Annotated in this window: 13 protein-coding genes; 10 read left to right on the top strand and 3 right to left on the bottom strand. The window is 29.6% G+C overall.

Going from position 1 to position 16,803, the window contains the following annotated elements:
* Positions 1-24: 24 nt before the first annotated feature.
* The 9 genes from IEW75_RS11040 to IEW75_RS11000 all read left to right on the top strand — a co-directional run bounded on the left by IEW75_RS11040 (position 25) and on the right by IEW75_RS11000 (position 10,957).
* Positions 25-798: an XRE family transcriptional regulator gene (locus tag IEW75_RS11040; protein ID WP_134246488.1), complete on the top strand. Its 774-nt coding sequence runs from the start codon at positions 25-27 to the stop codon at positions 796-798.
* Complete coding sequence (locus IEW75_RS11035) at positions 799-2,199, top strand: exonuclease domain-containing protein (RefSeq protein ID WP_134246487.1); 1,401 nt, start codon at positions 799-801, stop codon at positions 2,197-2,199.
* A 110-nt stretch (positions 2,200-2,309) separates the two neighbouring features.
* A complete protein-coding gene (gene lysA, locus IEW75_RS11030; protein WP_134246486.1) occupies positions 2,310-3,515 on the top strand; it encodes a diaminopimelate decarboxylase in 1,206 nt (401 codons plus the stop codon).
* Between the two features lie 434 nt (positions 3,516-3,949).
* On the top strand, positions 3,950-6,394 hold the full coding sequence (gene thrA / locus IEW75_RS11025; protein ID WP_134246485.1) for a bifunctional aspartate kinase/homoserine dehydrogenase I: 2,445 nt from the start codon (positions 3,950-3,952) through the stop codon (positions 6,392-6,394).
* 113 nt (positions 6,395-6,507) lie between these two features.
* Positions 6,508-7,434, top strand: a complete 927-nt coding sequence (locus IEW75_RS11020; RefSeq protein WP_134246484.1) for a homoserine kinase — start codon at positions 6,508-6,510, stop codon at positions 7,432-7,434.
* A 145-nt stretch (positions 7,435-7,579) separates the two neighbouring features.
* Positions 7,580-8,875 carry a threonine synthase gene (thrC, locus tag IEW75_RS11015; protein WP_134246483.1) on the top strand — a complete coding sequence of 432 codons (1,296 nt, stop codon included), beginning with the start codon at positions 7,580-7,582 and terminating at the stop codon, positions 8,873-8,875.
* A gap of 52 nt (positions 8,876-8,927) precedes the next feature.
* Positions 8,928-9,422: a DUF6265 family protein gene (locus IEW75_RS11010; protein WP_134246482.1), complete on the top strand. Its 495-nt coding sequence runs from the start codon at positions 8,928-8,930 to the stop codon at positions 9,420-9,422.
* 4 nt (positions 9,423-9,426) lie between these two features.
* Positions 9,427-9,798 (top strand): hypothetical protein, encoded by a 372-nt coding sequence (locus IEW75_RS11005; RefSeq protein WP_373286321.1) that lies wholly within the window; start codon positions 9,427-9,429, stop codon positions 9,796-9,798.
* A 34-nt stretch (positions 9,799-9,832) separates the two neighbouring features.
* Positions 9,833-10,957: a trans-sulfuration enzyme family protein gene (locus IEW75_RS11000; RefSeq protein ID WP_134246481.1), complete on the top strand. Its 1,125-nt coding sequence runs from the start codon at positions 9,833-9,835 to the stop codon at positions 10,955-10,957.
* A gap of 11 nt (positions 10,958-10,968) precedes the next feature.
* Here the strand turns inward: IEW75_RS11000 and aroQ are convergent, their stop codons facing one another.
* Positions 10,969-11,382: a type II 3-dehydroquinate dehydratase gene (gene aroQ / locus IEW75_RS10995; RefSeq protein WP_134246480.1), complete on the bottom strand. Its 414-nt coding sequence runs from the start codon at positions 11,380-11,382 to the stop codon at positions 10,969-10,971.
* An 82-nt stretch (positions 11,383-11,464) separates the two neighbouring features.
* Positions 11,465-12,028, bottom strand: coding sequence for a porin family protein (locus tag IEW75_RS10990; protein WP_134246479.1), 564 nt, complete (start codon positions 12,026-12,028; stop codon positions 11,465-11,467).
* A 99-nt stretch (positions 12,029-12,127) separates the two neighbouring features.
* On the opposite strand from IEW75_RS10990, the gene xerD reads away from it, so the two are divergent.
* Positions 12,128-13,024 (top strand): site-specific tyrosine recombinase XerD, encoded by an 897-nt coding sequence (gene xerD / locus IEW75_RS10985; RefSeq protein ID WP_134246478.1) that lies wholly within the window; start codon positions 12,128-12,130, stop codon positions 13,022-13,024.
* 59 nt (positions 13,025-13,083) lie between these two features.
* Here the strand turns inward: xerD and IEW75_RS10980 are convergent, their stop codons facing one another.
* Entirely contained in the window at positions 13,084-16,560 is a 3,477-nt protein-coding gene (locus tag IEW75_RS10980; protein WP_134246477.1) for a PPi-type phosphoenolpyruvate carboxykinase family protein, read from the bottom strand.
* Positions 16,561-16,803: the final 243 nt, after the last annotated feature.

Genomic DNA, 16,803 nt, shown 5'->3' with positions numbered 1-16,803 from the left:
AATTAAGCTTACAAATTTAGCAACATGAATTTTTTATCAAAAAACATAAAACATCTCAGAACCTTAAAAGGGTTAACCCAAGAACAATTTGCAGAAAAATTAAATGTTTCACGTTCAAGAATAAGTTCTTATGAAGAAAATAGGGCAATGCCTTCCATAGATTTTTTAATGGAACTATCAGATTTTTTTGATATTTCTATTGACTTATTGGCTAAAAATGATTTAACAAAAGCTACGGATTTAAATTTTCTAAAAATTGGAACTAAAAGAGTATTATTTCCAATATCTGTTGATGGTCAAAACGAAGATTTAATAGAAATTATTCCTGTCGAAGCTTCTGCAGGTTATTTAAGAGGTTATTCAGATCCAGAATATATTGAACATTTAAATAAAATTAAATTGCCATTTTTACCAACTGGAACTCATAGAGCCTTCCCTATTAAAGGAGATTCTATGCTACCTGTTAAAAGTGGTTCTTATGTGGTTGCGCGGTTTGTTGAAAATATTCGGGAATTAAAAAATGGTAAAACATACATTATTATTACCTTAAATGATGGTATTGTGTACAAACGCGTTTTCGATAAAATAGACGAGCATAATATGCTGCTTTTAGCTTCAGACAACAAAAAATACGATCCTTATTATGTGCACATTGATGAGGTTTTAGAATTATGGGAATTTACTTGCAGCATTAACACCCAAGAATACGATGAGCACGAATTAAAAATCAGCAGCATTGCAAATATGTTAACCCAATTGGGCGTTGAATTAAAAGAACTTAAAAAATCAATAAATTAAATGTACGCAATTGTTGATATAGAAACTACGGGGCATAGTTCAAAAATAACAGAAATTTCTATTTTTATTTTCAACGGTAAAAAAATTATTGATGAATATACAACACTCGTAAACCCTGAATGTGTTATTCCGCCTTTTATTACAAATTTAACTGGTATTACAAATGCTATGGTTGGTGGTGCTCCAAAGTTTTATGAAATTGCAAAAAAAGTACAAGAAATAACTGAAGATTGCATTTTTGTGGCGCACAATGTAAATTTTGATTATAATATTATTAACAAAGAATTTAAGGATCTTGGTTTCGAATTTAAACGAAAAAAACTATGTACAATTCGCTTATCTCGTAAATTAATTCCAGGATTGAAATCGTATAGTTTGGGTGCCCTCTGCAATTCTCAAAATATTGTAATAAAAGACAGGCATAGGGCAAAGGGAGATGCGGAAGCTACCACAATTTTATTTGAAAAACTTTTAAAATTAGACACTTCACTACTTACAATTAATTCGTTTTTAAAACCGCGTTCACGCCAGGCAACATTGCCGCCAATGCTTCCTAAAGAAAATATTGATAATCTTTCAGAAAAAGCCGGTGTTTATTATTTTAAAAACATAAAAAATGAAATTATTTATGTTGGTAAAGCAAACAATATAAAACAACGTGTTGTCAGTCATTTTTACGATAAATCAAAAAAAGAAGTAAAAATGTGTTTAGAAATAGCAACTATTACTTTTAAAGAAACTGGAAGCGAGTTAGTTGCCTTATTACTAGAATCTTCTGAAATAAAAAAAATATATCCCAAATATAACAGAGCCCAACGCCGGTCAAATGAAATTATAGGATTATTTAGCTATGAAGACAGAAATGGCGTACTCCACTTAGCATACAACCGATTAAAATTGATTTCCAATCCATTACTAAAATTTTACAACCTTACGGAATGCAGGTTATTTTTAGAAAAATTATGTGAAACATATAAATTATGTCCTAAATATTGCCATTTACAAACCAATGTTGCTACTTGTTTTCATTACCAGATAAAGCAATGTAAGGGTATTTGTAAAGATGAGGAAGCTGCTAAAAGCTATAATAAGAGAGTATTAGAAGCAATTGAATCAGTTAAATATAAAACTGAAAACTTTATAATAAAGGTGGCTGGAAGAACAGAAAATGAAAATGCTTATATACTAATTTTAAATGGAATTTATAAAGGATATGGTTATGCAGATAAAACGGAACAACTTGAAAATGTTGACGATTATAATAAGATTATAACATCGCAAAAAGATAATAATGATATTAAGCGAATTTTAAATTATTACATTAAAAATAATACTGACACTATTTATAATTTTAAAAAGGAACAATTAGCTGAAACTACGTTCAACTTGTTTGCTAGTTAAGAACAACCTGTAAACTTAATAATTAACAAACTGTTAAATATTGTTATTTTACAAAAATATATTTTAATAATTAAAAGCATTTTCTATTTTTGGCCTTTAAAAAAAAATGAATGGATAATCAATTATTAGTGTCACTTTCAGAAAAATATGGAAGTCCGTTGTATGTTTACAACGCTGAAAAAATTACTTCACAATACGATCGAATTATAAATGCTTTTGAAGGCGTAAAAAATTTAAAATTAAATTATGCCGTAAAAGCAAATACCAATATTAGTATATTAAAATTATTTAAAAAATTAAATTCAGGAATTGATACTGTTTCTATTCAAGAAGTAAAGTTAGGATTAACAGCTGGTTTTGCTCCTGAAGATATCATATTTACACCAAACGGTGTTTCTTTAGAAGAAATTGAAGAAGTTGCTAAACTTGGTGTCCAAATAAATATAGATAATATTTCTATATTAGAACAGTTTGGTCACCACTACCCTAACGTTCCAGTTTGTGTGCGCATCAATCCGCATATTATGGCAGGTGGAAATCATAAAATTTCTGTTGGTCATATCGACTCTAAATTTGGAATTTCAATCCATCAAATTCCGCTTATTAAACGTGTTATAGAAAATACTGGTATGAAAATTAACGGAATTCATACGCACACAGGCTCAGATATTTTAGATATTGATGTATTTTTAGCAGCCACCGAAATTATTTTCAATTCGGCAAAAGATTTTAAAAACCTTGAATTTATAGATTTAGGTAGTGGTTTTAAAGTACCCTATAAAGAAGGTGATATTTCAACAAATATTGAGGAACTAGGAGCACGTTTAACAAAACGATTCAATAAATTCTGTAAAAATTACGGAAAAGATTTAACCCTAATGTTTGAGCCAGGAAAATTTTTAGTAAGTGAAGCTGGTTCGTTTTTAGCAAAAGTTAACGTTGTAAAACAAACAACTTCTACCGTTTTTGCAAGTATAGATTCTGGATTTAATCATCTTATACGACCAATGATGTACGATTCTTATCATCATATTCACAATGTTTCAAATCCAACAGGACGCGAACGCTACTACTCTGTTGTAGGTTATATATGTGAAACTGATACCTTTGGCTCTAACCGAAGAATTAGTGAAATTAGAGAAGGTGATATATTATGTTTTAACAATGCGGGAGCCTATTGTTTTTCAATGGCATCTAATTACAATTCACGTTTTAGACCTGCGGAAGTTCTGGTGTATGAAGGAAAAGATTACCTTATTAGAAAAGAAGAATCTTTTGAAGATTTATTGCAAAATCAAGTAATTATAGATTTATAAAAATAATTAAAACTCCGAACTCAGCTTCGGAGTTTTTCGTTATTCATAAAAAGTCACACAAAATAATGAGAAGTGTATAGAATTTTTAAGTATAAAATAATATTTTATTAAAATTCGTATAAAAGTATTGTTGTTTTAAAAAAATAGTTAATTTTACCCAATGCAACTAGCAAAAACATATAAGTTACTACAAAACGCATTTCAAATGCGCAACTTAATTATTGCTACAACTACTACAACAACCCTTTAGGGGTTTTATTCTGTTATATCATCCGTACACATTCGTTTTCATTATTTTGAAAACAAAAATTACAATTCAAAAAATTCATTATAAAACATTAATATGAAACGAGCATGTTCAAAATTTTATCACCTATGAGAATGATTAATAGCGAACAGCATGTGACCATTAAAAAAACAATAAATATAAACACATGAAAGTATTAAAATTTGGAGGCTCGTCGGTAGCATCTTCAGAAAATATAAACAAAGTAATAAGCATCGTAGAAAAAAGTTCTAAAAAAAATAAGATCGCTGTAGTTGTTTCTGCTCTTGGTGGTATAACAGACTTATTGTTAGAAGCTGGTAATTTAGCCTGTAGCGGCAATAAAGATTATAAAAAAACTTTTGAGACTATAGAAGAAAAACATGTTCAGGTTGTACGAGAATTAATCCCTATAAATAATCAAAGTAATGTTTTAGGGGAAATAAAAAAAATGTTGAATAAATTAGAAAATACACTAGAAGGTGTCTTTTTAGTTAATGAATTATCAAATAAAACTTCTGATAAGATTGTGAGTTTTGGCGAATTATTTTCTTCTTTTATTATTGCAAATGCAATGCAATGCAACAATTTAGATGTTATTCTAAAAAATTCACAAGAATTGATTGTTACCAATAATAATTTTTCAAACGCTGCTGTTTTATTTTCTCAAACAACTTCTAAAATTAAAGAATACTTCAAGCAAAACAATTCTAAAATTGTTGTACTTCCTGGTTTTGTAGCTAAAACAGAAAATGGAGAAGTTTCTACTTTAGGTCGTGGTGGATCAGATTATACTGCAGCAATAATTGCAGCCGCAACCAATGCTTCAATATTAGAGATTTGGACCGATGTAAGTGGCATGTATACTGCCAATCCTAAGTTTGTACGTGAAGCATTTCCGATCCCAAATATTTCGTATCAAGAAGCCATGGAATTATCGCATTTTGGCGCAAAAGTATTATATCCACCAACCATTCAACCAGTACTTAAAAAAGAAATTCCTATCTGTATAAAAAACACGTTTGAACCAGATGCCGCAGGAACTTTAATTACACAAGAATCGTCAAACAAAAATCCAATTAAAGGAATTAGTCATATTGAAAATATGGCATTAATTACTTTGGAAGGTAGTGGAATGATTGGTATTCCTGGAATTTCTAAACGTTTGTTTGAAGCCTTATCTTTAGAAAAAATTAACATCTCGTTAATTACACAAGCATCATCTGAACATTCAATTTGTTTTGCAATTAGTAATAATGATACAATTAAAGCTAAAAATGCAATTGATACAGAGTTCAGTTATGAAATTGAACACGCTAAAATTAAACCTGTAATTGTTGAAGAAAACAATGCAATTATTGCTTTAGTTGGTGATAATATGAAAAGTCATCAAGGTATTAGTGGTAAAATGTTTAGTACTTTAGGGAAAAATAATGTAAATATTAGAGCTATTGCTCAAGGTGCTTCTGAAAAAAATATTTCAGCAGTAATTCTGCATAAAGACATTAAAAAAGCATTAAACACCTTACATTCAGAATTCTTTGAAAACCAAACAAAACAATTAAATTTATTTGTGGTTGGCGTTGGAAATGTTGGTGGAAAATTATTGGAACAAATTAAGCAGCAACAAGCTTATTTACTAAAGAATTTAAGGTTACAAGTTAGAGTTATTGCTTTAACAAACTCTAAAAAAATGATATTCAATGAAGATGGTATCGATTTAAAAGACTGGAAACCAGCTTTAGAAAAAGGAACAGCTTTGAATATGGATTTGTTTCATCAAAAAGTAACCGATTTAAACTACAGAAATAGCATTTTTATAGACAATACTGCAAATGAAAATATTTCTAAATTATATGCTAATTATTTAAAAGAAAGTGTTGCAGTTGTAACGTGTAATAAAATTTCCTGCTCTTCCAATTACACTAACTACCTAAATTTAAAACAATTAGCGCGTGAATACAACGCTCCTTTCTTGTTTGAAACAAATGTAGGTGCCGGGTTGCCAATAATTGACACGTTAAAAAACCTAATTGCATCTGGTGATAAAGTTAATAAAATTCAAGCAGTTTTATCGGGAAGTTTAAACTTCGTATTTAATAATTTTAATGAAGAAAATTCTTTTTACAATGTAGTTGAACAAGCAGGAATTCAAGGTTATACAGAACCTGATCCTCGTATAGATTTAAGCGGTGTAGATGTAATGCGTAAGATTTTAATTTTAGCGCGAGAAAGCGGCACAATATTAGAGTTAAATGATATTGAAAATGATTCTTTTTTACCAAAAGCTTCATTAGCTGCAGATACAGTTCCAGAATTTCTAAAAACTCTAAAATTAGAAGCTGAACATTTCAACAAAATCTATAAAAAAGCTGCCTCAAATAATTGTCGACTTAAATTTGTTGCAGAATTTGATAAAGGAAAAGCCAAAGTAGGTTTACAAGAAATCCCAGCAGATCATCCGTTTTATAATTTAGATGGAAGTGATAATATTGTATTATTTTTTACTGACAGATATCCTATACAACCGCTAATTATTAAAGGTGCTGGCGCTGGTGCAGATGTTACTGCCTCTGGCCTATTTGCCGATATTATTAGAATTGGAAATAACTAATTATTTTAGAATTTAAAATATACTAAATGGTTATTTAACCTAGTTGAAACGACCTAAACTAAAGAATAAATTGTAATTTTAATAGTAGCAAAATAAATAACTCTGCTTCGATAATGAAAAATGAAGAACTAAAAATATTTGCACCTGCCACAATAGCCAATGTATCTTGTGGCTTTGATGTACTTGGCTTGGCATTAGATAATGTTGGCGATGAAATGCTTATCCGTAAAGTTGCAAAAAAAGGTGTGACTATTACAAAAATTATTGGTCAAGATTTACCTTTAGAAACGCATAATAATGTTGCAGGAGTTGCTGCGTTAGCTCTATTAGCTGAAACGGAAAGTGATTTTGGTTTTGAAATTGAAATTGACAAACGTATAAAACCTGGAAGTGGAATTGGAAGCAGTGCTGCAAGTTCTGCCGGGGCTGTTTGGGCAATAAACAAATTATTAGGAAATCCTTTTAACTCTACAGATTTAGTGCGTTTTGCAATGGAAGGTGAGCGCTTGGCAACTGGGGTAGCACACGCAGACAACGTGGCTCCTGCCCTTTTTGGTGGTTTTACATTAGTGAGAAGTTACAATCCATTGGACATTATTAGTATTAATACGCCTTCAAAATTATATGCAACAGTAATTCATCCGCAAATAGAAGTAAAAACTTCTGACGCCCGTGAAATATTAAAAACTAATATTCCTTTAAAAGATGCCATTAAACAATGGGGAAATGTTGGAGGTTTAATTAGTGGTTTATACACAGAAGATTACGAATTAATTGGTCGTTCTTTAGAAGATTATATTATAGAACCTATTCGTTCTATTCTCATTCCAGCTTTTGATCCTGTAAAAAATAAATCTCTAAATGCTGGAGCCTTAGGTTGTGGAATTTCTGGTTCTGGACCTTCTATATTTGCATTAAGCAAAGGCAAAGAAACTGCTTTAAAAGTTGCCGAAGCAATGAAAAGTGTTTATGAAAAAGTTGGAATTGAATATGATGTCCACGTTTCAAAAGTTAATAAACAAGGAATAAAAGAATTATAAAAATCAAACCATCGTCATAATGAAGTTTTTAAAAAAATGGTGTAATCTAACTCATTAACAAGAGGTTACCTCATTAAATTTAAATTTACTTCGCAAAAACAGTAAAAAAATTAAACTATTCAAACAATTAAACAGAAATAAAAAAATGCAGTATTATAGTTTAAATAAAAAAGCACCAAATGTATCGTTTAAGAATGCAGTTGTTAAAGGAATTGCACCAGATAAGGGGTTGTATTTTCCTGAAAGTATTTCACCTTTAGCTAAAGGTTTTTTTAATCATATTGAGTATTTTAATAATACTGAAATTGCATATGAAGTGATTAAACAATTTATAGGTGATGAAATTCCTGAAAAGGAATTAAAAGAAATTATTAATGATACCTTGAACTTTGATTTTCCAGTTGTACAAATCAAAAAAAATATTGCAACATTAGAATTATTTCACGGACCAACAATGGCTTTTAAAGATGTTGGAGCTCGATTTATGGCACGTTGTTTTGGGTATTTCAACAAAGACAAAAAAGCAACAAAAGTAACTGTTTTAGTGGCAACTTCTGGAGATACAGGAGGAGCTGTTGCAAGCGGTTTTTTGGGAGTTGAAGGTGTTGATGTAGTGATTTTATACCCAAGTGGAAAGGTTAGTAATGTGCAAGAAAAACAACTAACTACTTTAGGGCAAAATATTAAAGCATTAGAAGTTAATGGTACTTTCGACGATTGCCAAGCAATGGTGAAAAAAGCTTTTTTAGATGAGGAATTAACTTCAAAAAGAAATTTAACCTCTGCAAATTCTATTAATGTAGCACGTTGGTTACCACAAATGTTTTATTTCTTTTTCGCCTACAAACAATTGAAAAATAAAAAGAAAGATCTTGTATTTTCTGTTCCAAGTGGTAATTTCGGAAATATTTGTGCGGGTCTAATGGCACAACAATTAGGCTTGCCTGTTAAACAATTTATTGCTGCAACCAATGCAAACAATATTGTTCCAAATTATTTTGAAACTGGAGTTTATACTGCAAAACCTTCAAAACAAACTATTTCAAATGCAATGGACGTTGGTGATCCAAGTAATTTTGTTAGAATTCAGGAAATTTATGACACTGATAAAGAGTTAAAAAAACATCTTACCTCGTATTCCTTTTCAGATGATGATACACGAGACGCCATGAAAGAAATAAAAAAGAAGTCTGGTTATATTGCAGATCCTCATGGAGCAGTTGGGTATTTAGGTTTGAAGAAATATTTAAAAAATAAAAAAGGTCAAGGCATATTTTTAGAAACTGCCCACCCAGTTAAGTTTCTAGATGTAGTTGAACCCGTATTAAATGAAACTATTGAATATCCACAACAAATAAAGAATGTAATTGATAAGGAAAAAATTTCAATTAAAATTTCAACATATCAAGAATTAAAAGATTATTTAGTAACAACTATGTAATTGTTTTTCTTAATAAATAGCATTAGTTTAGTAAGGTAATTTATATTTTAAAATGAAAAACTTTTTAGCCTCGTTATTATTTCTAGTTTCCACTATATTATTATCTCAAAATACGGTAAAACTAGAAGGTAAAGATAGTCCAGATGCTGGTATAGAAGATGTGGCTTGGATTACCGGTCATTGGCAAGGAGAAGCCTTAGGTGGAATTACCGAAGAAGTTTGGACCGCTCCATTAGGTAAATCTATGATGGGATCATTTAAATTAGTGGTAGATGAAGTTGTTCAGTTTTATGAGTTATGTACAATTACCGAAGAAAACAGAAGCCTATTACTTCGTATTAAACATTTTGACAAAGATTTAAAAGGTTGGGAGGAAAAAAATGAATCTATTGAGTTTCCACTTGTTAAAATAGAAAAGAATAAAGTCTATTTTGATGGACTTACTTTTGAAAAACTAAATGAAGATGCATTAAATATTTATGTTATATTTAAATATGAAGACAAAAAAGAAGTTGAAATGAAATTTAACTACAAATCAGCAAAATAATAAAATGTCCAAACTTATTTCTGTAACCAATTTAGTTGGTAATTATACTATAATTGGTAGTAATCAAGATGAAACAAATAATACTTATAAAGGCACTTTAACATTATCAGTAGACGATAATAACAGAATTATCGGTAAATGGCTGATTAATAACTCACAAAAACAATTTGGAACAGGATTTTTTAAGGATGGTATTTTAGTTATTAACTTTAATTACCAAGGTGAAGATTTAAACACCTATAAAGGTGTAGTTTTTTATCGTTGTATTTCAAACGATATTTTAGATGGGTTTTGGTCCGAAGAACATGGAAATCCAGCATATTTAGGTAAAGAACGTTGTTTTAAAGTTAAAGACACTTCCTTTAATATAAATTAGAATTTTATAAAAAATCACATAAAAATACTATTCAATGAAACCAAAATTTGAAACTTTAGCTATAAAAAGTACAGAGAATACGTTTTCAGATGTTAATCCTGTTAGTATCCCTATATACTTATCAAGTACTTATAAAAGAAATGCCAATGGTACTTATAATAACGATTTTGTATATTCTAGAAATGACAATCCAAATAGACAAGTTATTGAGAAAAGTATTGCTAAATTAGAAAACGGTAGATATGCTTTTGCATTTTCTTCTGGAATGTCAGCGGTTAGCGCTATTTTACAAAGTTTAAAAACAGGAGACCACGTTATATTACCTGATGATATTTACTTTACTATTAAAAAATTATTTAATGAAGTTTTAAAACCTTGGGGATTAAGTTATAGTCAAGTTGATATGACTGATTTACAAGCTCTTGAAAACGCCATAAAACCAAATACCGCAATGATTTGGGTTGAAACACCTTCAAATCCTCAATTAAAATTAAGTGACATCAAAGCAGTTTCTAAATTAGCACATAAAAACAATGCATTATGCGTTGTTGATAATACTTGGTTAACTCCTGTTTTTCAAAATCCTTTAAATTTTGGTGCAGATATTGTAATTCATTCTACAACAAAATATTTTGGAGGACATAGTGATGTTTTAGGAGGCGCTGTAGTTTTAGATGATGAAAAAATTGCATCTAAAATAAAATCTATTCAACAATTAAATGGTGCTGTACCTGCTCCTTTTGATTGTTGGCTTATTGGTAGAGGAATTCAAACCTTACATTTGCGGGTTTCTAAACAAAGCGAGAATGCTTTTAAATTGGCTAAATATTTAGAAAAACACCCAAAAGTTAAACAAGTGAATTATCCTGGGTTAAAAAGTCATCCACAACATAATTTAGCAATTAACCAACAAGATAATGGTTTTGGTGCAATGCTATCTATATTAATTGATGGCACCAAAGAAGAAGCATTTAAAATTTCAACAAAATTAGCATATTTTACAACTGCTACTAGTTTAGGTGGTGTTGAAAGTCTTGTAGAACATAGGCAATCCGTTGAAGGTCCTGATAGTTTAACTCCAAATAATTTACTTAGAATTTCAGTTGGAATTGAGCATATAGAAGATTTAATAGCTGATTGGGAACAAGCATTAAATTAACAAAATTATTTCTACAAAAAACTTTGTATAGCTAAATCGTAACTTTTTAAACCAAAACCTGCTATTACACCCTTTACATTAGGAGCAATAAATGAAATATGTCTAAAATCTTCTCTAGAATGTACGTTTGAAATATGAACTTCAATTACAGGAGTTTCAATACCTTTTATAGCATCTCCAATTGCAACAGAGGTGTGAGTATAAGCTCCAGCATTTAAAACAACTCCATCAAAATTAAAGCCTACTTCATGTAATTTATTAATAATCTCTCCTTCAATGTTGCTTTGAAAATAATGCAATTCTATAGTCGCAAACTTCTTTTCTAAGGATTTAAAATAAGCTTCAAAAGTTAAACTTCCATAAATTTTAGGTTCACGTTTTCCTAACAAATTTAGGTTTGGACCATTTAAAATTAATATTTTCATAAAATTGTTGTAAATAATTTAGAAGTTTATCCTTCTGACTTCAAAATTAAAAATTATTATTAAATACAGATGTTTCATTAAGTTAATTATCAAATTTATATGCCAAACCTACTTGAATAAAATTAAGCTTTTTATTGGTACGATTACCAAAATCCATATAATTAGAAATTGCCATATTGTAACGTGCATCAATACTAAATTCATCTGAAACTAAAAAACCAACACCAGCACTAGCGGATAAAATAAATTTCTTGTAATTTTTATCTTTACTAATATCCTGCCCTTCAACAGAAAGTAAAAATTGAGATTCTGGACCTGCATAAAGTTCTAATCTGTTCCCTAATTTATATTTTAACAGTACTGGAATATGCAACAATCCAACGTTTTCATCAACTTTATTATTATTTGCAGAATAATACACTTCTGGCTGAATAGAAAAATTTACACTTCTTCTAAACTCAATAAAAGCACCTAAATAAAACCCTGTTTTATTTAAATGTATAATTCCATTGTCACTTATTTTATCTCTAATATCAACTGAATTAACTCCAACTTTCACACCAAATTTATTTAAACTTTGTGCTTTTAATGCATTAAAATTTAATATAAAAATTAAAACTAGGATACTTAAACTATAATTTTTCATAAAAAATAAATTTAATGCAACTAAGATACTTATTTATACGTAAACACTAAATTAAAAAATGTTTTAATAATCAACTTTGTAAATGATTATATTTACAAAATGAAATGGAATAGTGCATTCATAGATTATATTACTTATTTAAAAATTGAAAAAGGGTTGGCAAAAAACTCTATAGATAGTTATGGTCGTGATGTGAAAAAATTAATTTTTTACCTAGAAGATAACAACATTGTTATTTCACCAATTGATATAAATGAAACCACAATTCAAGAATTTATTTACAGCATTTCAAAAACTATAAATGCACGCTCACAAGCAAGATTAATTTCTGGAATTCGAAATTTTTTTGATTATTTAATTTTTGAAGAATATAGAAAAGACAATCCTACTGATTTAATTGAAACACCTAAAATTGGATTAAAATTACCCGACACATTAGCTCTTGAGGATATTGACAAATTAATAAATGCAATTGATTTAAGTGAGCCTCAAGGTGAGCGAAATAGAACTATTATTGAAACACTATACAGCTGTGGTTTACGTGTTTCTGAATTGGTTAGTTTACAACTTTCAGATTTGTTTTTTGAAGAAGGTTTTATTCGGGTTTTAGGGAAAGGAAACAAACAGCGTTTTGTACCAATAAACACACAAACTCAACAATACATTATAAATTATATAAATGATATTAGAGTTCATATAAACGTTAAAAAAGGATTCGAGGACACTGTTTTTTTAAATAGAAGAGGGAAAAATTTAACACGTGTAATGATTTTTACCATTGTAAAAAATTTAGCTATTAAGGTAGATTTAAAAAAGAAAATAAGTCCGCATACATTTAGACATTCATTTGCTACTCATTTATTAGAACGTGGGGCAGATTTAAGAGCTATACAACAAATGCTAGGACACGAAAGTATTACAACCACAGAAATTTATATGCATTTAGATAGAAGCTTTTTAAAAGAGGTGGTGAATACTTTTCATCCTAGAAAATAAAAACTGTAGAAAAAGTTTAACCTTAACTACAGTTTTTAATAAATGAAAAACCAAATTAATTATTTTCTATACAACGGATCTGCTCCAATGGTACCTATTAAATTTTTCAAATAATTTTCTGATTTCGCTTGTTTATAAAGTTCTTTAACATTTTTAAGTTTTCTCAACAAATCTAATTCTATAACAATATCTGCATTGTTAGAATTTGAAATAAATGTCTCTAAATACAAAATATGTTTTTTATAAAAGGCTACATCTTTTTGTTGCTTAATAATTAAACGTTCTCTATACCAATTTCTATTTAAAGTATACTCTCTTTCAAAAAATGCTCTTAAATCAGGGTCACTAATATCTTTACCTTCATAATGTCCATAAGCCATAATGTGTAACAATATTTTTAAAGGAGGAATGGCAGCTTCAATACTTCCATCTTCAAAATACCTTAGTGCTACTTTTTGCTGAGCTTCAACAATGTTATTTATTCCATCAACATAGTCTTCGAAACCTTGTAACTCGGGTTTTAACATTTTTTCATTGAATACCGCGTTTGGCTCATCAAATAAACGGTTTAAACATCTGTATGAAAAAGTACTTGTAATTCTATATCCTAATCGGCTTGCCAACACTTTTTTACCTTCATACTCAAAATCGTTTAATTTTTCGAGAGATCCATTTTTAATTAATGCTTTTGGATCTTTATCTTCAGGTTCTAAACGTGCCCATATTTCAGGAATTAATAAACTAATATCGTGATCTACCTGGTTTTCAGCTCCAACATAACCTGCAGCAGTACTAAAACCATTAGATTCTGTTAAAATATGAGATAGTAAAGCATTGTTTAAATCGGTGGTAGGTGTTAGCATATTAAAAGGACCTTTTGTTAATGCGCCTTCAGAACCCGCTCCAGTTGTTGATGGCGATTTACCTGTTAAACTACAAATAAAGTCCATAAATAATTCTGGCGTTTCTTGGTAGTGAATTGGGTTATAAACAGCTAAAGGACGAATTCCTGCTTCCTTATCAACAGGGTTGTTTCTTCTTCCAGGTAATACTGCGTTAACAACATTAATAACAGGATCTTCCGATTTTATTTTTCTGTGCAAACGAACTCCTATTTCAGCTAAATAGCTATCTTCAGTTTCGTTATGGAAAATATTCTTTTCTAAATAACGAGGGTTTTTTGTTGGAACACCGTCTACAATTCTTGGGTGTGATGGCAAACAAAACAATTCATCTTCATTTGGACTATTAATTACACTTAAAATTAAATCTTTTACAGGTTGTGTATACTTATCAAAATTTATGGTGTCTTCATAAATATCAATAGCATCTTGCTTTGTTAATTTCTCATAATTTGTTAAAAATACTTTGTCCGATACTAAATCTCGTTCTGCTCCTTCGTCGTATCCTCTAATAATTGCTTCATCAGGTCGTTGGAATAAATGTGCTTCACAATTTGCAACTACTTTTAAACTCTTATTTGTATACTCAGGATTTAAATTTTTAAGTTGATTTCTTGGAATTGTTATGGAAGCGGAAATATCATCTTCCATTTGAATTTTTGCTGAAGCTGCAAAATCCGATCTTAATTTATTTAGCATCCATCTTCCTTCTTGGTTAAATCCAATTCTTACATAACTTCCAATTACCGGATTATCGAAGTACCAAAGAGCTGTTCCTTTTTGACCGTTAATAATTTGAACCGACATACAATCTTTCCAATTTAAATTCCCGGGATCTTGACGGTACAACCTTTTTACAAAAAGCACTAATGTTCTAATATGATTTGGTATGCTTTTTAAGAATTCATTAAACTCGTCAGTATTTCTATCGTTTGGGGTTAACAACATAACCGCTGAACCTAAGGTTCTTTCTGGGCTTAAAAATGGTTTCGATTGCGGTAAAGTGGAATCATAATTTTTCCAACGTTTTGAATAATCGTATTCAATAATTTCATCAGCTTTTTTGAAATCTTCATCAATATCTACAATATTAAATGTATTATACATTATTGCGTTTAACATTGATTTTGAAATTTCAGATTTTCCTCCACCTGAAACCGTACAAGGTTTATGACAAAATATTCCTTCGGCAGCAGTTTTAACAATTCTCCAAAGCGAAACAGCCTTATGTCTTTCAAGCTTAAATTTAGTTCCTGTAGGGTGAATATATGTTTTATAAGGTGATAAAATTAATTTGTGCTCTTTACCTTTAAAAGTCCAAATAACATCATTGGTATTTGCATTAATAAGTGCATTTTCTGGAAGATACACTAAATTCGGATACTTTTTATCGATGGCATAATTAGACTTTTTTACATCAATTCTATCGCCCAATAGTTGTTCTACATCTTTAAATGTATACTTTTTATCAAATTTAGAAGAAAAAACTTCACCATCAAATAAATCACCCATTACACCTCTTGGAAACGCCATTGCACCACCTGAATGTTCTTCTTCAACTAAACCGTATAGGTTTGCAGAATAACTAATTTGTGTTTTAATTTCTTTTTTTGAATATCCATAATAGTTATCAGCAATCAATGTAACAACAACTCCTTTTTCATTTCTGCAAGATATTTTAAAAGCACTTCCATCATTGTAAAGTTCTTTTTCATCTTTCCAACACATTCCATCATTTTTTTGACGTTCAGTTGCATCATCAAAATGTGGTAAGCCCACTTCTTTTTTAGTTAATGTTTTTAAATGTGGTGCTAAAACAATACAACCGGTATGACCTGTCCAATGTTCAATATCTAAAGCGGCGTCGTTCTGTGCTAAATTAGGATCTCCAGCATTTCCAAAAATAGATTCAACAAAATCTAAATTACTCACTAAACTTCCAGGAGCAAAAAAACGTACTTCTAAACTCTTTTTTGAAATTACACCTTTAACTTCAGGACAAACCATTGGTCTCATTAACATTGAAACCATCACTTTTGCTGGTTCAGTTTGATTTGAAGTAAAAGGCAAGACATTTAATTCCTCTGGTGGTAAAAATGCCGCATTTAAAAAATGAGCAAACGCTACTTTTGGAACTTCTTTTTTATCTAAAGGTACAGGCAAATTACTTTCAACAATGTGAAAAGTACCTTTTGTTGTTCTTTTATCGTGAATAGGGTTATTTAAAACACCTTGTTTTATTCGGTTTGAGGTAATTATCTCATTCTGAAACGTATTACCATTTGGTGGTAAACTAGCCTCACGTGCATGACCTGGCTGATTTAGAATTAACGTGTCATTTGGAATTAAAATTGGTTTATCAATTTTAACATCCTTTAAATAATCACTTATAAAATTTTGAATTCTTAAATCTACTGGTGATAAATGTTGTGAGAGTAGTCTTGATTTTTCTTTAAAACTTTTAATTAAGCCTTGAGTTAATTCCATAAACTTTGGATTACAAAGTTTTAACTTGTCATCCTCATTATCATTAAAAATAGGTTGTCCTAAAGATTCTAATTGTAAGTTTATATACCTAACTGTATCCTTCCTTAATCTAACATTAGGGTCTTCAATTTTAGTACTCTTGTTCATCTGCTGTAATATTAATTCATAATAAAAAATAGTCCAAAATCAATCTGATTTTTTCGTTACGAATTTACGAAATTTAGAACTCTTTTTTTAAGGTTTTAACAGAAATGAACGAAATCGTATTAGTTACATAAACAGCTAACAGAGAGTTGTTTACATTATTTTGATTGTGAAATTTAAACTTGTTTAAAAAACATCATTGAACTTATAAAATAGACGGTTTTTAATGAAATGAGGCACAAAAAA

The organism is Lutibacter litoralis (assembly GCF_014646675.1).
Lineage (GTDB): Bacteria > Bacteroidota > Bacteroidia > Flavobacteriales > Flavobacteriaceae > Lutibacter > Lutibacter litoralis.
The sequence above is the reverse complement of the archived record's forward strand: the minus strand, read 5'-3'. Positions and strand labels throughout refer to the sequence as shown.